At 40.5% G+C, this 21,458-nt stretch carries 22 protein-coding genes; 9 read left to right on the forward strand and 13 right to left on the reverse strand.

The window, feature by feature from the left end:
• Positions 1–537: 537 nt before the first annotated feature.
• Positions 538–771: a hypothetical protein gene (locus NYE23_RS10285; RefSeq protein WP_341077602.1), complete on the reverse strand. Its 234-nt coding sequence runs from the start codon at positions 769–771 to the stop codon at positions 538–540.
• A gap of 150 nt (positions 772–921) precedes the next feature.
• On the opposite strand from NYE23_RS10285, the gene NYE23_RS10290 reads away from it, so the two are divergent.
• Genes NYE23_RS10290 through NYE23_RS10300 form a run of 3 tightly spaced genes read left to right on the forward strand, consistent with a single transcriptional unit; the run spans position 922 to position 3,545 of the window.
• Complete coding sequence (locus tag NYE23_RS10290) at positions 922–2,304, forward strand: HAMP domain-containing sensor histidine kinase (RefSeq protein WP_341077603.1); 1,383 nt, start codon at positions 922–924, stop codon at positions 2,302–2,304.
• Positions 2,304–2,981 carry a response regulator transcription factor gene (locus NYE23_RS10295; protein WP_341080690.1) on the forward strand — a complete coding sequence of 226 codons (678 nt, stop codon included), beginning with the start codon at positions 2,304–2,306 and terminating at the stop codon, positions 2,979–2,981. Before NYE23_RS10290 ends, NYE23_RS10295 begins: the two co-directional genes overlap by 1 nt.
• A gap of 3 nt (positions 2,982–2,984) precedes the next feature.
• Positions 2,985–3,545: a TVP38/TMEM64 family protein gene (locus tag NYE23_RS10300; RefSeq protein ID WP_341077606.1), complete on the forward strand. Its 561-nt coding sequence runs from the start codon at positions 2,985–2,987 to the stop codon at positions 3,543–3,545.
• Between the two features lie 39 nt (positions 3,546–3,584).
• Here NYE23_RS10300 and NYE23_RS10305 read toward each other — a convergent pair whose 3' ends face one another.
• The 3 genes from NYE23_RS10305 to NYE23_RS10315 form a co-directional block, all read right to left on the reverse strand.
• On the reverse strand, positions 3,585–4,184 hold the full coding sequence (locus NYE23_RS10305; protein ID WP_341077608.1) for a YdhK family protein: 600 nt from the start codon (positions 4,182–4,184) through the stop codon (positions 3,585–3,587).
• A gap of 192 nt (positions 4,185–4,376) precedes the next feature.
• Positions 4,377–4,706 (reverse strand): four-helix bundle copper-binding protein, encoded by a 330-nt coding sequence (locus NYE23_RS10310; RefSeq protein ID WP_341077611.1) that lies wholly within the window; start codon positions 4,704–4,706, stop codon positions 4,377–4,379.
• A 129-nt stretch (positions 4,707–4,835) separates the two neighbouring features.
• Positions 4,836–6,803 carry an LTA synthase family protein gene (locus tag NYE23_RS10315; protein ID WP_341077614.1) on the reverse strand — a complete coding sequence of 656 codons (1,968 nt, stop codon included), beginning with the start codon at positions 6,801–6,803 and terminating at the stop codon, positions 4,836–4,838.
• A 276-nt stretch (positions 6,804–7,079) separates the two neighbouring features.
• On the opposite strand from NYE23_RS10315, the gene NYE23_RS10320 reads away from it, so the two are divergent.
• Positions 7,080–7,757, forward strand: a complete 678-nt coding sequence (locus NYE23_RS10320) for a YczE/YyaS/YitT family protein (protein ID WP_341077617.1) — start codon at positions 7,080–7,082, stop codon at positions 7,755–7,757.
• 34 nt (positions 7,758–7,791) lie between these two features.
• Here the strand turns inward: NYE23_RS10320 and NYE23_RS10325 are convergent, their stop codons facing one another.
• Positions 7,792–10,083 carry an ATP-dependent DNA helicase gene (locus tag NYE23_RS10325; protein ID WP_341077619.1) on the reverse strand — a complete coding sequence of 764 codons (2,292 nt, stop codon included), beginning with the start codon at positions 10,081–10,083 and terminating at the stop codon, positions 7,792–7,794.
• Between the two features lie 157 nt (positions 10,084–10,240).
• Between NYE23_RS10325 and NYE23_RS10330 the strand changes: the two genes are divergently transcribed.
• Together NYE23_RS10330 and NYE23_RS10335 are read left to right on the forward strand one after the other, a co-directional pair.
• Entirely contained in the window at positions 10,241–10,675 is a 435-nt protein-coding gene (locus NYE23_RS10330) for a hypothetical protein (RefSeq protein ID WP_341077620.1), read from the forward strand.
• 103 nt (positions 10,676–10,778) lie between these two features.
• Positions 10,779–10,964 (forward strand): hypothetical protein, encoded by a 186-nt coding sequence (locus tag NYE23_RS10335; RefSeq protein ID WP_341077623.1) that lies wholly within the window; start codon positions 10,779–10,781, stop codon positions 10,962–10,964.
• A 69-nt stretch (positions 10,965–11,033) separates the two neighbouring features.
• On the opposite strand, the gene NYE23_RS10340 is transcribed toward NYE23_RS10335, so the two are convergent.
• Positions 11,034–12,068, reverse strand: a complete 1,035-nt coding sequence (locus NYE23_RS10340) for a mechanosensitive ion channel family protein (protein ID WP_341077625.1) — start codon at positions 12,066–12,068, stop codon at positions 11,034–11,036.
• A 134-nt stretch (positions 12,069–12,202) separates the two neighbouring features.
• Here NYE23_RS10340 and NYE23_RS10345 point away from each other — a divergent pair, with 134 nt between their 5' ends.
• Complete coding sequence (locus tag NYE23_RS10345; protein ID WP_341077626.1) at positions 12,203–13,288, forward strand: AI-2E family transporter; 1,086 nt, start codon at positions 12,203–12,205, stop codon at positions 13,286–13,288.
• A gap of 108 nt (positions 13,289–13,396) precedes the next feature.
• A complete protein-coding gene (locus NYE23_RS10350; protein ID WP_341077627.1) occupies positions 13,397–14,446 on the forward strand; it encodes a M42 family metallopeptidase in 1,050 nt (349 codons plus the stop codon).
• A gap of 48 nt (positions 14,447–14,494) precedes the next feature.
• On the opposite strand, the gene NYE23_RS10355 is transcribed toward NYE23_RS10350, so the two are convergent.
• Positions 14,495–15,049 (reverse strand): M15 family metallopeptidase, encoded by a 555-nt coding sequence (locus tag NYE23_RS10355; protein WP_341077629.1) that lies wholly within the window; start codon positions 15,047–15,049, stop codon positions 14,495–14,497.
• A gap of 222 nt (positions 15,050–15,271) precedes the next feature.
• Here NYE23_RS10355 and NYE23_RS10360 point away from each other — a divergent pair, with 222 nt between their 5' ends.
• On the forward strand, positions 15,272–15,463 hold the full coding sequence (locus NYE23_RS10360) for a CsbD family protein (protein WP_035330463.1): 192 nt from the start codon (positions 15,272–15,274) through the stop codon (positions 15,461–15,463).
• A 53-nt stretch (positions 15,464–15,516) separates the two neighbouring features.
• Here the strand turns inward: NYE23_RS10360 and NYE23_RS10365 are convergent, their stop codons facing one another.
• From NYE23_RS10365 to NYE23_RS10390, 6 genes are all read right to left on the reverse strand, one after another.
• Positions 15,517–16,482 carry a LysM peptidoglycan-binding domain-containing protein gene (locus NYE23_RS10365; RefSeq protein WP_445662616.1) on the reverse strand — a complete coding sequence of 322 codons (966 nt, stop codon included), beginning with the start codon at positions 16,480–16,482 and terminating at the stop codon, positions 15,517–15,519.
• Between the two features lie 305 nt (positions 16,483–16,787).
• Positions 16,788–18,665, reverse strand: a complete 1,878-nt coding sequence (gene selB / locus NYE23_RS10370) for a selenocysteine-specific translation elongation factor (protein ID WP_341077631.1) — start codon at positions 18,663–18,665, stop codon at positions 16,788–16,790.
• A gap of 75 nt (positions 18,666–18,740) precedes the next feature.
• Positions 18,741–19,541 (reverse strand): type II pantothenate kinase, encoded by an 801-nt coding sequence (coaW, locus tag NYE23_RS10375; protein WP_341077632.1) that lies wholly within the window; start codon positions 19,539–19,541, stop codon positions 18,741–18,743.
• Complete coding sequence (locus NYE23_RS10380) at positions 19,516–20,268, reverse strand: YwaF family protein (RefSeq protein ID WP_341077633.1); 753 nt, start codon at positions 20,266–20,268, stop codon at positions 19,516–19,518. The genes coaW and NYE23_RS10380 overlap by 26 nt, the downstream gene beginning before the upstream one ends.
• Positions 20,269–20,336: 68 nt before the next feature.
• Entirely contained in the window at positions 20,337–20,711 is a 375-nt protein-coding gene (locus NYE23_RS10385; RefSeq protein ID WP_341077634.1) for an SET domain-containing protein, read from the reverse strand.
• 37 nt (positions 20,712–20,748) lie between these two features.
• Positions 20,749–21,426, reverse strand: coding sequence for a Dph6-related ATP pyrophosphatase (locus NYE23_RS10390; RefSeq protein ID WP_341077636.1), 678 nt, complete (start codon positions 21,424–21,426; stop codon positions 20,749–20,751).
• Positions 21,427–21,458 lie beyond the last annotated feature (32 nt).

The raw sequence follows: 21,458 nt of genomic DNA on the forward strand, positions 1-21,458 counted from the left end.
CGCAGACTAAGAACGCCACGTCCTCCTAAAAGCTACCGCTTTCGGTCGTGCGATGTATCGCTGCCGTAGCTTTCCTTGTCCTGTGGCAACGTCTGCATGACCCGCATCAAGCGGGCCTCAAGCACAAGACGAGCCTCTCGAAAAGGCGTTCTTTGCCTTTTTGGGAGGATTGTCAGAAATCTGGAGGCGACTGCCCAGGGACGACAGGCATAAGGTGGTTCCTGTAAGAAGGTGTTTTTCCTTCTGAAAGGAAACGGCTAATGACCCCGAGTCCCTAGGAGCCGCAACAAGACAAACCGAAATGTGGCGGCGACTGCTCAGAAACGAAAGGCATAAGACGAGCCCTGCAAGAAGGAGTTCTTTCCTTCTGGAAGGGATAGGCTTATGTCTCGAGTCCCTAGGAGCCGCAACAAGCCAAGCTTGTGACCTCAAGGGAGTAGGCGCTGGAGCTAGACAGTTATCGATTTTCTAATTACAAAACTCCTAATTTTATAACATAAAAAAATTGCCGCAAATATCAGAAGCGGCAATTCAATATTATACATTCTTTAGTACAAGGTAAAGCCTGCTGACACGCTCTGTTCGTTCTTCATCAGAAGCAAGATCAAATTTTTTCAGCAGATGGAAGACCTCATTTAAAAGATCCTGTGTATGGTCCTGCCTGAAAAATGACTCAAACAGCGGGTTCATATCTTCCGGGAGGAACTCTCTCTGCTGTTCATATTTTTTTTGAACATCTTCCGGAGTATGATCCAATTTACATTCGCTCATTTAAAAAACCTCCTGTATGACTGTAAATATTTTTCGTTAGTATTAATCATTATTTTATTTTACCTTCTACAGTCCTATTAAAACATATACCTCTTCTGCATCGTTTCTTCAAACATTTCGACTATAATAGAAGTAATTGATTTGAAATGAGTGAGTTCCTTGAAAAAACTTTCTATGAAGCTCGGCCTGCTTTTCCTTCTGATCCTTTTCGGGCTTGAAACAACTATGTTCTTCTTTTTACATAGCACCCTTGTCGAGTCCCGTGTGGAAGAAGAGCTCATAGCCCTGCAGACACGCGGCAATTCACACCGTGCTATACTCGAAAAGCATTTTGATGAAAATACGATTTCCCATGTAGCTCTGATGGAATCTGAAGCCACTACAGATGTAGTTATTACAAATTCAACCAAGGAGATCCTTGGTGCTTCTGTTGATAGCAGTTTGATTCAAAGGTACATAGAAAAGCCGATTACATCTTCTGAAAGGGAGGGCAAAACCATCGGGGATAATTGGAAAGAAGAAGATTATATTTCAACTGTCAGCCCGATCGAACAGGATGGAGTGCTGATTGGCTATGTATATATGTTTCAGGATACAGTCTGGATTGAATCGTTAATCTCTCGCTTAAATGAACAATTTTTAATCGCCGGTATCATTGCCATCATTTTTACCATTACGATCATCATCTTTTTATCAAATGCCCTGGCGAAACCGCTGATTAAAATGAAGGAAGCCACCTCACAAATAAGCAGCGGTGATTTTTCAGTTTCCCTTCCTAAAACCGGTGACGATGAACTTGGGGATTTAGCACGGTCCATCCAGTTATTGGCGGGCGACCTGAATTATCTCAGAGAAGAACGCAGTGAATTTTTATCCAGCATATCGCACGAGCTTCGCACCCCTCTTACTTATATAAAAGGATATGCGGATATAGTTCAGAAGCGGAACCTGAGCCCGGAAGAAAGAAATCAGTATTTATCGATTATCCTGGAGGAAACCAACCGGCTTTCAGATATGGTTAAAAATCTTTTCGATTTGGCTAAGATCGATAAAAATACTTTTGATATTATAAAAAAACCAATAGACCTGAAGGAATTCACGAAAAAAATTGAAACAAAATTTTCTCCGGCTTTCGCTGAAAAAGGCATGCAGCTATCTGTCAGCTGCCGTGAATCAATCATCCTTTCTGCGGATGGATCAAGGCTGGAGCAAATCATATTTAATCTTCTGGATAACGCGATTAAATATTCCTCAGCTGGAGATAAAACAACAGTAGAGGTAAGCAGGACCAAAAAACATGTCATCATCAGAATAAAGGATTCCGGAAGAGGAATCTCTGAAGAGGAACTGCCCTTTATCTTTAATCGTTTTTACCGAGTGGATAAATCACGTGCAAGAGCTCTTGGAGGTACAGGTCTTGGACTAGCCATTGTTAAAGAGCTTGTCCATGCCCATGGAGGGACTATATCTGTCTCAAGCAGAGAAGGTGACGGAACAGAATTTGAAATTGTTTTAAAGGGAGAAACGGAATGATGAAAACAATACTTTTGGTCGACGATGAAACTAGAATGCTTGATCTAATTTCTTTATACTTATCACCCCGCGGCTACAATTGCATTAAATTTGCTTCAGGTTCAGATGCCTTGCTTTACTTGGAAACCCATTCTGCAGATTTGGTCCTTTTAGATGTCATGATGCCTGAAATGGATGGATGGAGTGTATGCAAGGAAATTAAAAAATATTGGGATATTCCTATCATCATGCTTACTGCCAAAAGCGAAAAGCCGGACATTGTAAAAGGATTGAACATTGGAGCAGACGATTATATTCTGAAGCCGTTCGATGAAGAGGAATTATCTGCAAGGATTGAAGCGGTTTTGAGAAGAAGCAAAAAAGATGGAAAAACCAAAACCTTTAAAGGGCTGGAACTTAAAGAAGATTCTTTTGAGCTTTCCTATAAAAATAAGGAAATTCTTTTAACTCCAAAAGAGTTTTCAATGTTAAGCCTTTTCCTTTCAAACTTGAACAGAGTTTTCTCACGTGAGCATTTAATAGGCTCTGTTTGGGGTTATGGGGTGTCAATTGAAGATCGCACCATTGATTCGCATGTAAGAAATTTACGTGAAAAATTAAGGAAAGCCGGGTTTCCTGCAGATGAATATCTGACGACTGTCTGGGGTTTAGGCTATAAATGGGCCGGAAAGGATTAATAGATGTTTTCTGATATCATTGAATCACTTTCAGATGAACCGATATTGGCGGCTTTATTTAGCATATTCATGAACATTGCTGCAGCGGTAACGGGATTCCTCCCAAGTGCCTTTATTACTGCTGGAACAGTTGCCGTTTTTGATTTAAAAATGGGGCTGGTTCTTTTGATCATCGGAGAAGCAGCCGGAGCAATTATAAGTTTTATACTTTATCGCAAAGGGATCAGCAAGCATACCTCCTCTTTTCCTCAGCTAAAGAATAACAAATTTTTCTCAAAGCTCCAGAGTGCGGAAGGTCCAGCTGCGTTTTTCATGGTTGTTTTGCTGAGGGTCTTGCCTTTTGTCCCATCAGGTGCAGTCACACTGGCAGCAGCATACAGCAAAATGAAGCTTCTGCCCTTCGGCATTGCCAGCACGATGGGGAAAATACCTGCATTGTTCATGGAAGCCTTTGCGGTTTCACATGTACTAAAATTTGAAAGAGAGCTGCAAATAGCCATTTTTCTATTAGCTTCATTCTTCTTTTTAGTTTACTATTTATATAAAAATTATAAATTAAGTTAAGAGCTTATCTTCGGCAGATAAGCTCTTTAACTTTCTATATTATTCAGCAGGAGATAGCTCGTTTTCTGTTACCCACATGTGATTTTTTACTTCCTGCCCGTCAGCTGTAGTAAAGTCAACCATATAGACAGTTGTCTCCTGCACAGAATCGATTACGGCAGTTGCTCCTTCCATCCCCTTCATGTGGCTTGCGTTTAGTGTTACCTCGTCGCCTTCTTTAAATGGTTCCTCACCTGCATCAGCAATCTCCTCATGAACTACCCATTTATGATTTTCAACTTTTTTTCCGCCAGTGGTTGGTGTATAAGAGACGGTATATACGGATGTATTATACGCACCTGTAATGGTTGCTTCCGCTCCCTCCATTCCCTCCATATGTCCTTCTGTAATAAAGGCCTTGCTTCCAACTTCATATTTAGGGTTTTCAGCTTCCTTTATTCCTTCAGGAACTTCTCCGGAGCCGGAATGGTCCATGCCTGAATGGTCTCCTGAATGGCCGCTGCTTTCATTATTAGTTGTGCTTTCTTCCTTGCTGGCACCTTCCTGTCCAGTTTCCCCGGCATTTCCGCCGCATGCAGTTAAAGTTAACGCTGCAGCCAGAGAAACAAACCAAATGGCGAATTTTTTCCTCGATAACATATTCAATTCCTCCTTTTCTTCATGAAGTTAGTATGGCAATAAATTGTGCAGAAATTATGAAACAGGTATGCAAAAGTCTAAATTAATACTGCCCTTGCAGAGGGAAAATATGTAAAGTCTTAAAAACCAAATATTGCAAATAAACTGGATTGAAAACAGACACCCTGCTGGATGTCTGTTTTGTCTGCTAATTTAAGCAGCCATTTTACGGCATTCTTCTGCACACTTAAAGCATGCTTCTGCACAGTGCTGGCAATGATCGTGATCGTGTTTTTTGCACTCATTTCCGCACGCATCACATATATCTGCACATAGATTGCAAATTTGCTTGGCAAAGGGGCTGTCAGACTGCATTGCCTTAGCTGCAAAGGCACAAATATCAGCACACTCCCTGTCCAGGCGAATACATTCTGCCATCATTTTAACATCCTCTTCTCCCAAGCATGCCTCATAGCATACATTACAGGCCTTCATGCACTCTAAACAAGCCTGGATGCATTCTTCATAAGATTGGTTGTACATCCTTATCACCCTTTCTTTAAATCTTTTCAAAGCTATTTTACCCTTGCATTATCTCAGTAAACTCCATACTTTCTGCATATATTTAATGGTTAAAGAAAGAGCGGAGAGTTAACTCTCCGCTCTTGAATCTTACTTTTGTATACCCGGCCCATTTCTTTCCTCCTTAAATGGCAGCTCTTTCTTTACATATGAGTAATCATTTCGGTTGACTGGAACAAATCCTTCCGGCTTATAAAAGCGCAGCAGGTCCTTGTAAACAATGTTGTCCGACATTTCCAGCTCTTTTTTCGCCTGATCGGAAAGTGACTTACATGCATTAGCCTCAGCTATTTCGCCGGATTCCGTATAATAGCAGGTTTCTTCAATTTGGGTATATTCCGGTGAAATAAAGTTGCCGTTTCGGAAAGGGACAACTTCACGGTGTTTTGTCGATAACAGATCTGATCCCATTTCAAGGTGGTTTTTCGTATCAATGCCCAGCAGGTGAAGTAAAGTCGGACGCACATCTACCTGTCCGCCGACATTATGGACAATGCCGCCATCTACTCCAGGTACATGTATGAATACTGGCACTCTTTGGAGCTTGGCATATTCGAACGGAGTAATTTCTTTTCCGATCACCTCTGCCATTGCCTCATTATGGTTTTCAGAAATTCCGTAATGATCTCCATACAGGACAACTACTGTATGATCATACAGTCCAGAATCCTTTAAATCGTTAAAAAACTGCTTAAGTGCCTGGTCCATATAATTCGCCGACTGGAAGTAGTGATTTACCACATCATTATCTGTTTCGCCAGCAGAAAAATCAGTATCCCACTCGTCCATCTTAAAAGGGAAGTGGTTAGAAAGAGTAATGAATTTTGTATAAAATGGCTGCGGAAGACTGGTCAGCATTGGCATGGATTCCTTAAAAAACGGCTTATCTTTTAATCCATAGTTTTTCGTGTTTTCATCGTTCATATCGTAATACTCGGCATCAAAAAATTTATCATAGCCCATGGTTTTATACATTTCGTTACGGTTCCAGAATGTTTTGTAGTTTCCATGGAAAGTTGCTGAAGTATAACCATGCGGTTTTAAAATAGCAGGTGTGCCATGGAATGTATTTTGAGCTTTTGTTACATAAACGGCTCCCTGTGACATGGGATATAATGAAGTATCCATGATGAACTCAGCATCGGAAGTCTTTCCCTGTCCGGTTTGGTTGACTATATTATCAAAATAAAATGTCTTGCCGCTATGTGCCAGTGAGTTCAGGAAAGGGGTAACTTCTTTTCCATTCAGCTTGTAGTCTATAATAAAAGTCTGAAGTGATTCCATGGACACATAAATAACATTCATGCCCTTGGCTTTTCCGAAGTAATCAGGGTTTGGATGTGCATATTTTGCTTTAACATAGTTCTCCACTTCAATCACATCGTTAGTATCCGCAAGAGCTCTCTGGCTTGCAGACTTCGCATTTTGCACAATATCATAAATCGTGAAATTGTATGCTCCAAGGTATTTCACCAAATAATTTCGGTCGAAGGAACGTGTAAGCAGTTCAGGGCGGTCATTCTCGGCCATTTCAAGATTGATGAAGAATACAATGATCCCTGCAGCCATAACAGCCAAGGCTGGTTTACGACTAATTTTCTTTCCAGGATTGTACCACTTCCTTACTGCTAGGAAAAGAAGCAGCAGTGTGTCTGTAAAATAAAAAATATCCCAAGGAGACATTAACGACAGTGCGCTGTCTCCCAGCTGCCCCCCATTTACTTTTGCCTGCATGAGAACAGGAACTGTAATAAAATCGTTAAAGAATCGATAATAAACAACATTTGCATAAAGCAGGAAGGATAAGAATAAATTCAAGCCAATTAGCATGCCGGATTGCCATTTCCCTTTAAATAACAAAGCAAATCCCAGGAATACCAGTGTAGAACTTAACGGATTCAAAAACAGAAGAAATCGCTGTATGTCATTATTAATCCCTAAATTAAATTCAATGCGATAGGCTACATACGTTTTTAGCCAAAAAAGGATAACAGTCAGAAAAAATACAGCAAGGCTGCTTTTAGCCAATTTGTCAGGCGATTTGAATAACTTTCTCATTAGTGTGATTTCACCTCTTAAATTGTAAACATGCGAAAAACTTAGCAGCGGCTAAGTTTTTATTATGTAAAAATTGTAGATACAGCATTAATAAATGTTGAACGAATGTAAAATAATATAGCACAATTTCAAATCAATGAAAATGGATATCTCCTTTATATCTTTCGCCTTTTTCCTGCAAAAACCAACAATTTTTAATAAAATAACCTGTTACCCAATATATTTTAATGGTAAAATGAATTTCCCTTTCATAATTTCAATGCTGAAGGAGTATTGATGTTCAAAAGGGTCAAGCTAAAATTAAACAAGTTGGATTGGAGAGTCTTCATGAAAGAACGTCTATTATTTTTTGTTATTGGGATGCTGATCCTGACAATGGGTGTAGCCCTGATTATCAGGTCAAACCTCGGAGCTTCTGCATGGGATGCCCTGGCTGTTGGTGAATCGCAAATGTTTAACTTAACAGTTGGCACCTTTGTTTTTATAAATGGAATCGTGCTCATTTTTATAAATGCCTTTCTAATGAAAAGAAAGCCCGAAGTCCTTGCAGCCATTTCCATATTGATTATTGGCGCACTGATTGACTTTTGGCTTCTCATTATTTTTGGTGACCTTTCGCCGCAGACACTGGCAGGGCAATCAATCATATTGCTCCTTGGAATCCTTTCGATGGGAATGGGAGTTGCCATCTATCTTCAGGCTAAATTTCCGGCAAGTCCTATGGATACATTAATGGTAGCTATTCACACAAGATTCGGATTAAATTTAAGAAATTCAAGGATCATCAGCGAAAGCTTTGCTTTGCTGCTTGCCTTTTTATTCAGAGGGGCAATCGGAGTAGGCACAATCGTGGTAACATTGACACTTGGACTTGTTGTACAATTCTTTTACCCGGTTTTCGAAAGAGCGCTCGGAAAAATGCAGGCCCCGAAAGGTCCTGTCATCACTAAATAATAATCTTACATCCTGCTCTTTGAGCAGGATGTTTTTACCTTCTTAATACTTTAAAATCCTTCCATTCCTCTGGCAGCAGGGCCTGATACTTTGCCTGCACATACCTGTCATCCATTAAAACAATCGTTCCTGTATCGTCTTCAGAACGGATCAATCTGCCCCCTGCCTGCAGAACCTTGTTCATTCCAGGATAAGTATAGGCATAATCATAGCCGTTTTTTCCTTGCTGATGAAAATAAGCTTTCATAATGTTGCGTTCAAATCCTAGCTTGGGAAGCCCTACACCCACCACGAATACACCGTTCAGCCTATCTCCCTGCAAATCAATTCCCTCTGAAAAAATTCCGCCCATGACAGCGAACCCCAACAGGGTTCCAGAAGGATTTGACTTAAACTCATCGAGAAACGCCTCCCTTTCCCCTTCATCCATTCCAGTCTTTTGAATGATTGTATGTACCGGCAGCTCCTCATCGAGTAACCGTTGATAGACATTCTCCATATATTGATAGGATGGAAAGAAAATCAAGTAATTCCCCTTTTGTTCCTTTAACATGTCCTTAATAGTGCTGACGATCGGTCCGATCGATCCTTCCCGGTCGCGATATCTTGTGGAAAGCGGCTGTATGTACACCTTAGCCTGATCTTTTGAGAAAGGGGAAGGAACAGATAAAATAAAATCTTCTTCTTGAAAGCCAAGCATGTCCAAATAATAATTAAGAGGCATTAAGGTAGCTGAAAAAAAGATAGCTGACTTATATCCTTTTCTGGCCTTGTACAGAAGATTAGATGGATCCAGGCAAAACAGCTTGATGATCAGGTCATTTCTCTGTTTTTGAATATACGTTACAAACCTTTCGTCATATAGTTTTCCTATTCTGATGAAGTTCTGGGCAGCAAAGAATACTTCCAATAATTCTTCATCTGTATTGTTTCTGTTTTGCCCCAGATATTCTTCGGCATTTTGAACAAATTCCTCAAGAACTTCAAAAAGTTCTTCAGGGGGATCTTTTTCTGCGATTTCCTGATTTTCACCACATTTCTTTTTTAAGGCAATAAAAATTCCATTAACCTGTTTTGCACTTTTTTGAATCCCTTCATCCTTACCCTTAAAGCTTCTGCTCAATTGGAGAAAGGCTGATTTCTCAAGCGTGCTTGAATACATTTCCCTTCCGCGGTCCGCAAGGTTATGTGCTTCATCGATCAGAAGCGACGTTTTCTTTTTCTCCTCTTCCAGCAATCGTTTAAGCGAGACCTTTGGATCGAAAATATAATTATAATCACCAATAATGGTGTCAGCTGCATATGCAGCATCCAATGAAAACTCAAAGGGGCAGACTTTATGCTTCATCGCATATTTTTCAATTGTCGTTCTGGTTATCAAGTTCTCATTTGTCAGGAGGTCAAGTAATGCATTATTAATCCTGTCGTAATACCCATTGGCAAACTCACAGCTGTCTTTTTGACAATGGGTTTCTTCCTTAAAGCAAATTTTGTCCTTGGCCGTGATTGTGACTGATTTAAGATTCAATCCATTATCCCTCATCAGGCTAATGGCCCCTTCTGCAGCCTGACGGGTAATGGTTTTGGCCGTGGTATAGATGATCCTCTGAATATGTCCTTCCCCAATGGCTTTTAATGCCGGAAAAAGGGTAGAGATTGTTTTCCCTATTCCAGTAGGTGCGTTTGCAAATAGGCTTTTCCCTTCGGCAATAGTTTTGTATACCGCTCCTGCAAACTTCTTCTGGCCATTTCGGTAAGCTGGAAAAGGAAAAGTCAGCTCTTGAAGACTTCTTATTAACTCCTTTTGATGCCGAACCCTTAATTTTGCGTAAGGAGAATAAGATTCGAGAAGATGCAAAATAAATTCTTCCAGTTCACAAAAAGAATAGGTTTGCTGAAACTTTTTCACTTCATCTGTTTTAGCTTGTACATATGTTAATTGAACTGTCATTTCTGGAGTATTATGGTCTTTCGCATACATGAAAGCATAGCACTTAGCCTGAGCCCAATGAATTGGATATGCAAATTTATCAATTTCAGATAGAGGAAGAGATATAGACTTAATTTCATCAATAATCAGTTCGCCATTTTTGATGATAAGACCGTCACATCTTCCTTCGATCTGAAAATCGAGATTATTGACGGTTAATGCTGTTTGCAGATACACTTCTTTTTGATCTTCTTCGCCATACAGCTTTTGAATTCTCTGATGAATTCTTGTTCCTTCTGAAAGCGATACTGCAGAACGGAAGCCAGTTTCAATGCTGCCGCTTTTATAAACATATTCAACAAGTGATCTTACAGAAATTTTTATCTTATTATCCATTGAAACGGCCCCTTAGTTTACTATCCCTCCATTATAGCACATACGTTCTGCAGATAAGAAAGATTTGCAAAAGAAGGAAATAACCATTTACAATTTAAGAAGAAGAAAATGGGAGGAGTGTGAACGGAACTGTTCATTTCTTGAGCAGCCCAAAAAGTTGAAAAAAATTATTTTTTGGACAATCACTGGAGGGTCTCTTATTCTATTGGGTTTTCTCATTTATTTTGCTTCAATGAATATGATATCAAATAAAGTAATGACAGAAGTTGCCGGCAGCATCACTGAGGATGATCTGGAGAAGCTTGCAAGTGATCCAAATATAGAGGCTCTGCTTGGAAGCAGTATAGATGATTTAAAAGCAGCAGATCTCCAAAAGACATCATTGCCGATCAAGACAAAAGAAGAGGCTGTAAAGAAGATTTCAGAAAGCTTTTCGATTGATGAAATCCAGCAGAGTGTCTCAAAAGTAAAAGGCGGACTGACTGCTGAAGAGCAAAATGAACTATACAGTCTTTTAACTGAAAGGTTATCTGAGGAAGAATTAACTGCTCTGAAAATCATAGCTGTACAGGAAGCAAAGCAGAGTCAATAAATAATTCAAAAGAACTTTTTTGTTTTATTCGGAAGATTCGGGATATTAGACCAAGCAAGATTCCTTCCTTTTCATACGTTAGTATGGAAGGGAGGGATCTATAATGTATCAATTGGCATTATTATATCTTGCATGTATGCTTGCTGGCTACGGCATGACAATGGTACCTATTTCTGCAGTTATTACTTCAGGTATTGCCAGCTTCTTCACCATTGTCGGCAGCCTCGCTATGATCATCTTTGGTCTTGCCATTCTTTATCTTGGAGTGAAAGCTTTGTTAGGAAAATAGATTTTACTTTGGAAACCACCAGCCCATAGCAGCTGGTGGTTTCGCTCTTTCTCTATTTAACCTGTACCGTCATTCACCGGGCAGCTGCTGTGCTGAGGCAAGTTCAATTCCGTTCTGATAAAAATTCTCTGCAATGACATGCCTTAGCCGGCTTTCAAATTTCTGCTTGGCTTCAAAGTTTGCAACAGGGACCTCTATCAGAAAGTCCATGGCTTTGCTGCGAAAATCCACAAAACGGATATCAGGTGCAGGTGCGGTTAAAACCCCTTCTGTTTTGGGGATAACCATGTCCACTGCGTCTCTCAGAAGCTTTTCAACTTTTTCAGTATCAGTTCCGTACACTACGCTGATTTGAACTTGGGCAAGCATTTCTGAGCCTGTCCGGTTTTTAATGATCTGTTCGATAAAGTATTGGTTTGGCACAATCAGGGTTCCCTCTTTAGCTGTGCGGACGATTGTGGATCTGAGACGGATGCTTTCTATTTTACCGATTTTGCTGTTTATCTCAATCACTTCCCCAATTTCAATCGGCCGTTCAAAAAGGATGATAATGCCTGAAATAAAGTTACCGGCAATATTACGCATGCCGAACCCTATCCCAATACCGAGGACACCCAGTACGGCAGCAGCTGCTGTTAAATCAAGCCCAACCGTTGTCAGACTGATGGCGAGCGCTGCAATCATGACGGTATAATAGATCATTCTGTTGAATGAATAGCCGAGCCCGCGGTCAACTCCATAGAATTCATAAACAGATGTTAATACATATTTGGTGAATATTTTTACGATCCTATTTGCGAGCGAGACTGTCAAAAACGCTACAATTATTAAATATAGGGTTACATCTACCTCCCCTGCTGTGAACAAGGTATAAAAAAGCCATTTCTCCCTTGAAAAATAGAAAAGGAAAAGAATGATAATTCCATAAAAAGCAGCCCAGTTCACAAGTGAAGAAACTCCCTGCATGATTCGGTCATTCTGAACCGACTTGCCCCTTCTCTTTTTCACCAGTAAGTTAACTGCCCATTTGGCAGCCAGTATCACTCCTGCAAACAATAAAAACAGCAGTATTTCCTGCATGGTTACATTTTTAAAAAATTGCATCCTCAGTTCCCTCACCTGTTAAATAGTTCATTCTTAACTATTCCTCTTACATGGATTCTTAAACCGGTGTTTAATACTGTTTAAAAAAAGGAACAGTGAGTAGTAAATACATATATAAGGGTTGGGGTATATGCATGTGGATCAATAAACCATTTTTTAAATATGCAGCAGGGACCATATTCGTGTTAATCATCATTTTTCTCCTTGGGAAAATTGATTATTTCTTATGGCCGATCCGTGCCCTGATTGCAACTATTTTCTTCCCCGTCTTAATTGCCGGCATTCTTTACTATATTTTAAGACCTCTAGTCAGGCTGGTTTCAAAGGCTATGCCCAAAACAGCCAGCATTCTGCTTATTTTTGCAGTGGTACTGGGTTTAGGGTATTTAGGATTTAAGCTCCTCGGCTCTACAATTGGCAGCCAGATAGCTGAAATCAGCGAAAGCCTGCCTGCTAAAATGGAGGACTTATCGGATGAAACGGAGAAAGTTGTTGAAGAAAATAATATGGGCATGTTCTCCTATGATCGTGTCAAAAATAAAGTACTGAACTTCCTGGAAACACTTTTATCAGGGGCAGGAGAAAACGTAATGAAAGTTTTTTCTACCATTACAAGCATTGTCACTGTCATTGTTGTTGTACCTTTTATCCTTTTCTACTTCCTCAAGGATGACCATAAGCTCAGGCCTTTTCTCTTAAAATACCTTCCCGACAAACACGAGGAAGAAGGCCATCGGATTTTGGGGGATATAGACAAGACCTTATTTTCCTATGTAACCGGCCAGTTTATTGTGGCAGTCGTCGATGGCGTGTTAATGTATGCCGGGTATAAGATTATTGGATTGGATTATGCACTGATATTAGCTGTGTTTGCGATGTTCCTTACTGTGGTTCCTTTTCTAGGTCCTGTGCTCGGGATCATTCCTGCTGTATTCATCGGGTTATTGCAGGGACCGGGAATGGTATTAAAAATCATATTGGTACTGATTTCAGTTCAGCTTCTTGAAAGCAATCTCGTCTCTCCACATGTGATGGGTAAACGACTTAACCTCCACCCGCTTACAGTCATTATTATCTTAATGGCTGCAGGATCGATTTATGGTTTTATCGGAATCCTGATTGCTATACCTATTTATTCTGTCATAAAGGTTCTTGTAAAAGACTTCAGAAGGTTTTACCGATTAAGAACAAGGAAAAGCCTGCTATCCGAAGAGATTTAAATATATGGACTGCCGTTCTGGCAGTTTTTTTATTTATAGAGCATGCTTATCCCAAGAAATAACAGTATAATAAGAATTGCGCGAGAATAATTTGAGAGGAGCTTTTGAATGGCATACCCGAATACAAAAGAAACTATCAGCTTATTAAAAGAGATTGTTTCAATTCCAAGTCCTTCCGGAAATACAAATGAAGTAATTACATATGTAGAAAAGTTTTTGAGTGAGCTTAATGTGGAAACGAAGCGCAACCGGAAAGGAGGGGTTATTGCAACCCTTCCTGGAAAAGACGAAAACAATCACAGAATGCTGACTGCGCACGTTGATACCCTTGGCGCGATTGTTAAGGAAATCAAGCCAAGCGGACGGCTGAAAATTGATTTGATCGGCGGATTTAAATACAACTCGATTGAAGGCGAGTATTGTGAAATTGAAACATCATCAGGCAATAAATTCACCGGCACTATTTTGATGCATCAGACTTCTGTTCATGTCTATAAAGATGCCGGGAAAGCTGAAAGAAACCAGGAAAACATGGAAATCCGCCTTGATGAAAAAGTAAAAAGTGCTGACGATGTCCGTGAGCTGGGAATCGGGGTCGGAGACTTCGTATCCTTTGATCCGCGTGTGCAGACGACACCTGCAGGCTTCATTAAATCACGCCACCTTGACGATAAGGCAAGTGTCGCGATCCTTCTTCAGCTGATTAAACAGCTGAAAGCCGATAACACTGAGCTGCCGTACACAACCCATTTCCTCATCTCAAATAATGAAGAAATCGGCTATGGCGGCAATTCCAATATCACACCGGAAACGGCCGAATATCTGGCTGTGGATATGGGGGCGATGGGTGATGGCCAATCCACTGATGAATATACGGTATCCATTTGTGTGAAGGATGCGAGCGGCCCTTATCACTACGAATTAAGAAAGCGTCTCGTGCAGCTTGCCGAGGAAAATGGAATCGAGTACAAACTGGATATTTACCCATTTTACGGTTCTGATGCATCAGCAGCCATCCGTTCCGGCCATGATATCGTACACGGCTTAATTGGCCCTGGAATTGATTCATCACATGCCTTTGAGCGTACACATGAGGATTCAATTGAGAATACGGCCAAACTGCTGTATCACTATGTACAGTCCGAGATGATCATTTAGCAAAAAAAGAAACTGCACCCTTTCCTATGAGTGCAGTTTCTTTTATTATCATTCGGCTTCAGGCGGCCTCTTCCCTCTCTGCAGCTCCCAGATAGAAAGACCGAAATCCATTTGAAGATGAGGATAGTCCTTGAATTCTGTCCAATCCCCTCCCCATTCAAAACCTAGGTCCTTTGCAATCTCAACGACCTCCATCCAATCTGCCCTGCTGTTGCCATTGCCATCATATTTCATATCCCAGATCACCTGGCCATCTACGGACATAAGTGCGAAATCAATTGCCAGGCCAAAATTATGGTAGGACTCCCCCCCTTTTGCATGTGTAACAATGTTTCCCTCAGCAGTACGGCCTTTTTCATATAAAGCATCCTGTTCTTCAATGCTTCTGAAATCCTGGGTGATGACTACATTAATACCCTTTTCAGCAGCCTCGGCAATCAGCTCCTCTTTCTTATCTGCAACCACAGGGTGAAGGGCTGTTGGCGGAGGCACATCTGGTAAGTCAGTTTCTTCTACAAAATGAATATATTGATAGATTAAAAGTCCGGAAGCTGCAAGGACTAATAAAAAAACAAGAAATTTTCTTAGTTGTCTAAAAAGCAAGGTTTTTTATCCTTTCTTTGTGGGTTCCACAGATTGCTGTGTCTTATTGTAACAAGACTTCGTAAAAACTTCACCTTTCATAAATTGTCATCGATTATTAGTATAGTCCTTACTGCAAATAATAAATATGTGCAGCTGCTGCCAGGAACAATTACTTGGGAAGTTTTGAATAATAGAATTTGGGTAAACAATAATCAAACAGTAATAGAGGAGGAGATACTCATGAATAGAGATCAGACAAATGGCAATGCAGATCAATTAAAAGGCGAACTAAAAAAACAATACGGCAAATTGACCAATAATGAATCCAAAGAAGCTGAAGGAAATATGGATAAAGTAAAAGGACAGGCCCAGGAAAAGTGGGGAGATGCAAAAGAAGCACTGTCAAAGACTTTCAATGATCGAAGAGATTAACAAAAATACTCAACGCCGAATTAAAGGCGTTGAGTATTTTTAAGAGCAGGTTATTAGAAAGTTGTTTTAGCCCCTAAATAACGAGGCTTCCAATATGAATTATTCATGTCGCTAATTTCAACTCCGCGTGACGATCCAGCATGAATAAACTTGTAATTGCCAAGATAGATTCCCGCATGGGATGGTCCGGACTTGTAAGTTTCAAAGAAAACCAAATCTCCAACTTTTGGTGATGCAACATGTTTTGTGGCATCCCAAATGGATGCTACTGTACGAGGAATAGAGATTCCCACATTACTATATACATAGTTCAGGTAGCCGCTGCAGTCAAATCCAGCAGGTGTGCTGCCTGCCCATTCATAAGGTGAACCGATGTATTTCTTTGCCTCAGAAATGAGTTCATTCACCTTTGACGTCGATTGGGCTGCAACCTGTGATTCTGCCGGCTTGCTTGTTGCCGAACCGGATATCTTCAGAGTTTGGCCAGCATAAATTAAGTCAGAAGATAGACTGTTCATTGCCTTTAGTTGTGAAACCGATAAGTTATGGCGAGATGCAATCCCGGAAAGAGTATCCCCTCTTTGGATGGTATAAGTTCCAGTGCTTATAGGAGCAGAGGGTGCAGCACTTTGAACAGAACCTTTCACTTTTAGCTTTTGGCCTGGATAAATCATATCACCGCTGATTCCGTTAAGACTCTTTAAAGAACTGACGGAAACGCCGTTTGTTCTTGCAATTCCCCATAAAGTATCGCCAGATTTCACTGTGTAGCTGACTGCACTGCTATTAGCCCCCCCTGATGCAGTGTCATGTCTATGCGGTGCCAGCAAAGTCATAGCTTGTCCTTTATATATTGTCGATCCGGATATACTATTCCATTTCTTTAACTCTTCTACTGAAAGATTATTAGAGCGAGAGATTTCCCATAATGTGTCACCAGTCTGAACAATATATTTATTTTCATGAGCACTTGCTTCTCCATTGAACGGTGTAATCAAAAAACCAGCTGTCGCAGCCATTGTAAGTAGTTTCTTCAAGTTGTACACTCCTTAAATTTCTTTGACATCCTAATATTAGTAATTAATCTAGTAAAATCCTATCTAAAAATAATGGTTAAAATGGTAAAATTATCTGTGGTTTTATATAATTTCCTTTAGTGGTTTATTTCTAGTAAATTCAGTACATTTTAATTGGATAATTAAGGAATTATACTAGCTTCATCGGGTAGTTTTTCGCTATTTATCTGAATATTTTAATTATATTTTCTTTTTCCCCCAAAAAATAGATCAGCCATTCTGGCTGATCTATTGGAAAGCACACTTCTTCAAATCCATATTCTTTTATTTTCTGCTCTGCGTGTTTTTCCCAAAGAATCAAGCTTTTCCAGAAAAGGAATCATATACTTTCTGGATAGACCCAATACTTCTTTCGCATCGCCTACTTCAAAATCTGAAGCAGTACCCTTCTTCAGTTTTTCTGCTGCTTCTCTAAAATAATCTCCATGCCAATAGTATTGAGCATCAAGCGGCACGACCATTTCCTGATCTTCTAAATAACGTTTTAAATCACCTTTGAGATTCTCAGGGATTCCTGCAGAAGCATAATATTCATCAAATGGCTTTACTTTATAGCCATCTTTTTTTAATTCAGCAATAAGATTGTCAGTGCGTTTTTGCCAGCTTTTCGGTACATGAGGATGAAAGCCTTTATTCTGCAAAAACTGTCCTTTTCGTTGGAATGCATTTTTTTCAATTCCTGAATTTAATACAAATTCAATCAGGATTTTAGGATATTTTTTCTGCATTGCCTGCAGCAATTCTGCTTTATTGGCCCCTTGCCTCATTGGGTTTTCCAGATGGAACTCATTCAGGCGGTCAGCTATTTCTTCTTCTATTGCCTCTTGTATGACTACTATAGTGAACTCCTTGCTGCTGATGTCCAGGAAATCTTCTTCTTTAAGTATTTCTTGAACAGTCAATTCATCCAGTGAAGTCTTTGCTGTTATCTCTGAAAGCGAAAGGACCTTATCTTCGGACAACGCCGCTTTTATGCGATCTTTCGGTGTCCCTTCTTTTTTCCTGCTTAAATCCTCAATGGTTTTTTGGCCAAACCGGTACTTTTCTCCATTGGGGTCGATAACCCAGCCCCCGCCGATGGTCTCCTGGGGACTTGGCCGTCTTAAAATGAACCGGTCTCCCCTTTTTGCGACCACTTCCTCTTCTAATCGCAGCTGGCAGAGAATTTCTCCTTCTGCATTGGATAACTCATTACGGTCAAAAAAGACGATTTTGCCCATGACTTCTGCCGTACCAATATGGCATTTAATCGGCATTCTCTGTTTGACGATATGCTCTAAATCCCCTACCATTCTTACAGCTACATCAATGGTTTTCGTGACGCTGAAATGCTCAGACGATACGAGGACTTCCCCCCGCTCTATATCCTCCTTCGAAACACCCGAAAGGTTAATCGCTGCCCTTTGTCCTGCAAATGCCGCTTTTGCAGGCTGATGATGCACCTGCAGCTGGCGTGCCCTGGTCTCGATGCCATTTGGCATGATTTTCAGAAGCTGTCCTTCTTCTACCTTACCTTCATAAACAGTGCCTCTGACTACAGTACCCTGCCCTTTCACCGTAAATACCTGATCAATGGGCAGACGGAATGCACCTTTTGCATCACGTGTATCCTGTTCTTTCAGGATATGGATAATCAGCTGCTTTAACTCTTCAATCCCTTTTCCTGAAAGGCTATCTGTTAAAATAAATGGAACATCTTCAAAGACAGTTCCTTTAAGCTCCTCAAGAATTTCTTCTTTTACAAGATCAGTAAACTCTTCATCGACACGATCAATTTTTGTTATGGCGACAATGCCATTTCGGATTCCGAGGAAATCGAGAATTTCCAGGTGCTCTCTTGTTTGCGGCATTACTCCTTCATCAGCTGCGACAGCCAGGATGACTAAGTCTATCCCGGCAACTCCGGCAATCATCTGCCTGATAAAGCGTTCATGGCCAGGCACGTCCACAACTGATATTTGAATTTCCTCATCTTCATGTAAAGGGGCAAATCCGAGTTCTATGGATATCTGCCTTTCTTTTTCTTCTTTAAGCCTATCTGTATCTACATTTGTTAATGCCTTTGTCAATGTCGTTTTTCCATGATCGATATGGCCTGCCATACCGATTGTAAAATATCTTTTCATCAAATCTGCCACCTGCTTCTTTTGCATTCTTTTTCAACTGTATCCCGAAAAAAATCTTTCAATCATCTGGTTTTATCAGGACAGCAGCGCACCTAATGCTCCACAATAAGCCCCGTCTTGAATAAAGACAGGGTTTTGGCCAACCATGACGGTATACTTCTTTATAAGCTGCTTTAAAGGGGCATTATTCCGAAGCGTGCTTCCTATATAAATTATATCGTCAATTTGATGATGAACTGCTGCCTGAGAGCTTAAGAGTACAATCGTTTCAGCGATCATGTTAGTTAAGCTCGCAGCTTTGTCCTCCTGGCTTACTTGATCATCCTTAATCTTCCCAAAATTACTGGCAGTCAGGCTTCCATCTATCTGGGGATCGAACGGTGAATAAATATCCTTGACCATTATATCTGCATTCTCTGCTTTCCCGCTGCCAGCCAGCGAAACGAGCCTGGTGAAATCCTTTTCATCAGTCAGCAATCTTCCCAGTCCCATCAACGTGCCCCCGCCGATGCCACTTCCGGAAACCCTTGAGAATTTCCCGCCGCTGTTTAGGCAAATCGATGTCCCAGTGCCTATAATACTAAAGATGAAATTCTCATAGGATAATCCACCTTGCTTCAGCAAATAGGATGCACCTATACCGGAGGACTCAAATTCAGGAATAATCAGGGCATTTTGAAAAAACTCTTTTTTAAGGTATTCAGCCTTCCCGCCTGTCAATACAATTGGCGCTTCAGCAGCAGTCATCTTAAGCCAATTCATAGAACTATCCAGCTCATCAATCAGATAGCTTTTATAATGGATTTGTCCTTGTTCTTCAAATGCCATCTTCAGCAAAGAACCTCCGGCATCAATCCCTATTTTTGCAGGTTTCATGCAGATTCCGCCTTTCCAGCTTTTTTTTGCCAATCATTTTAAATGGAAGCAGCAGTAATGAAAACAGGAATAATGCCGCTATTTCCAGTGTTATTATGTAATAAGGATAAGGCCCGAAGTAATCTAACAATGAATTATTCTCCGGCTTACGGGACAGGAACATATAGTTCCCTCCTGTTAGCTTATTTGCAAGAACTGCCGCAGCTGCGCAGAGATTTAAGAAGATAAAAGATTCGATTAGACCCTTTCCTGTTGGCCTGAATTGATGAACAAACACGAAATAAAGACAAGTCCAGACGATTAGATTATGAGTGATAAAAAATTGAAAATATCGGAAATGAGGAAAGCCTAAAAACAGCTCAGGAGTCAGAATGGCCATTAATGCACCCGTGACGCCTATGTAATAGACAATTTGGAAGACGGCCTTAGATTTCGTTGCTAATAATACCAAGCAAAGAAGTAAGCTGATGGAACAAAGCTGAAGCGGCAAAGTGAAGGAAATTTCCCAATAGCCTCCAAGATAAAGCCAGAAATGATAGAGGAGCTCCAATACAAGAAGCAAGAGAAACATAATCATCCTGAGTTTCCGGTCATGCCCCTTTATAGTTTTTCTGAATATGTATAAAAACACCGCAACTCCAGCAGATAATGCAATCATGGCAATATGGGACAGGGTAAAGGTACTGAAAGGGAAAGCTTGATAATCGTGAGAAAAAAAATGAGCCAAACTATACCCTCCCTTCTGGCCTGGAGACTATAACTCCCCGGCCAGGAAAGAGCTGGACTCCAGTAAAATTATTTATTAAACCAAAGGGGATCATCATTATCAGCTTCCCCATTATAATTAATCAAAACCTCTTCACCTGCTTTAATATCTTTGTAGGCGAAAAAATCAAACGTATGGTTGTCAAAGTTAATATCATATACTGCATTTGGCTGATAGGAATGGTTGAAAAGCATCCCATAGCCTAATAAAAGGGCACTGTGATTTTTCCCGTATTCAAATGCATAGTCTGCCAGAGCCGTTTTTTCAATATGCTGATGCTCATTGTTTGGATAAGGCAGAACCGGAGCCTCATGAATCAGTTCACCCTTCTTGATATCACGAGTAGCAAAGACTCCTCTGTTATGTTCGCCATCACTTACTTCTGATGTCTTAATTTCAATCATTTCATTACCTGCACATTCCCGTCATTGACGTTTATTATTATTTTACAGCGAGCCTAAACTCGCCAAATTCCAATTTTTTTGTGGTCTCAAGCTGAATCACTTCAGGAGAGTCCAGCTGTATCCTATTAGAAAATAGCGGACCGTCATAAACAAATGTATGATATTCACCTGATTCACCCATCGGACATACGTGCTCATCTTGAATTTTGCTTACAAAGTCATAATCAAGTTCTTTGCCCAGCCAGGAATTGTCCAATACTTCTTCCCGAACCCGTATGACTTTGGCTTTATAGCCTGATTCCACAAAGGCTATTAAAGCCTTAAGACTATCTTTCTCCTCCATCCATAGAGGATATACCGCATCCAATCCTGCTTCAGCTGCTGTTTTCTCTCCCCATTCACGGTGTCCATCCAAGTATAGATCCCCATATGCAATTCCTGTAATCCCATACGTATCTTTTATTTTTCTTAAATCACTCACAAAATGCTCCGAGTAATCTTCAAAGGTACAATAAATAAACTCCGCAGGTATGGATAAGCTTTTAGCCTGAAGCTGGATTAATTCCTTTTTTTCACCATGCCCGAAGGTTCTGCCAATTTCCTGCGGAACCGTTGTCAGAAGGCATGCAACCTCGTACCCCTGTTTTACCAGCACATCCAGAGCCAGACAGCTGTCTTTGCCTCCGCTCCATGATAAAACGACTTTCTTCCTCAACAGTCATCACCAACTTTAATAGTATGGGAAGA

This window comes from Cytobacillus sp. FSL H8-0458 (genome assembly GCF_038002165.1).
GTDB lineage: Bacteria > Bacillota > Bacilli > Bacillales > Cytobacillaceae > Cytobacillus.

Coding starts and splice junctions, on each gene's coding strand:
- NYE23_RS10335 (WP_341077623.1), top strand. CDS start 10,779: ATGTATCAATTGGCATTATTATATCTTGCATGTATGCTTGCTGGCTAC.
- NYE23_RS10325 (WP_341077619.1), bottom strand. CDS start 10,083: ATGGATAATAAGATAAAAATTTCTGTAAGATCACTTGTTGAATATGTT.
- NYE23_RS10300 (WP_341077606.1), top strand. CDS start 2,985: ATGTTTTCTGATATCATTGAATCACTTTCAGATGAACCGATATTGGCG.
- NYE23_RS10310 (WP_341077611.1), bottom strand. CDS start 4,706: ATGTACAACCAATCTTATGAAGAATGCATCCAGGCTTGTTTAGAGTGC.
- NYE23_RS10305 (WP_341077608.1), bottom strand. CDS start 4,184: ATGTTATCGAGGAAAAAATTCGCCATTTGGTTTGTTTCTCTGGCTGCA.
- NYE23_RS10345 (WP_341077626.1), top strand. CDS start 12,203: ATGTGGATCAATAAACCATTTTTTAAATATGCAGCAGGGACCATATTC.
- NYE23_RS10295 (WP_341080690.1), top strand. CDS start 2,304: ATGAAAACAATACTTTTGGTCGACGATGAAACTAGAATGCTTGATCTA.
- NYE23_RS10350 (WP_341077627.1), top strand. CDS start 13,397: ATGGCATACCCGAATACAAAAGAAACTATCAGCTTATTAAAAGAGATT.
- NYE23_RS10315 (WP_341077614.1), bottom strand. CDS start 6,803: ATGAGAAAGTTATTCAAATCGCCTGACAAATTGGCTAAAAGCAGCCTT.
- NYE23_RS10285 (WP_341077602.1), bottom strand. CDS start 771: ATGAGCGAATGTAAATTGGATCATACTCCGGAAGATGTTCAAAAAAAA.
- NYE23_RS10320 (WP_341077617.1), top strand. CDS start 7,080: ATGTTCAAAAGGGTCAAGCTAAAATTAAACAAGTTGGATTGGAGAGTC.
- coaW (WP_341077632.1), bottom strand. CDS start 19,541: ATGAAACCTGCAAAAATAGGGATTGATGCCGGAGGTTCTTTGCTGAAG.
- selB (WP_341077631.1), bottom strand. CDS start 18,665: ATGAAAAGATATTTTACAATCGGTATGGCAGGCCATATCGATCATGGA.
- NYE23_RS10360 (WP_035330463.1), top strand. CDS start 15,272: ATGAATAGAGATCAGACAAATGGCAATGCAGATCAATTAAAAGGCGAA.
- NYE23_RS10340 (WP_341077625.1), bottom strand. CDS start 12,068: ATGCAATTTTTTAAAAATGTAACCATGCAGGAAATACTGCTGTTTTTA.
- NYE23_RS10385 (WP_341077634.1), bottom strand. CDS start 20,711: ATGATTGAAATTAAGACATCAGAAGTAAGTGATGGCGAACATAACAGA.
- NYE23_RS10365 (WP_445662616.1), bottom strand. CDS start 16,482: ATGGCTGCGACAGCTGGTTTTTTGATTACACCGTTCAATGGAGAAGCA.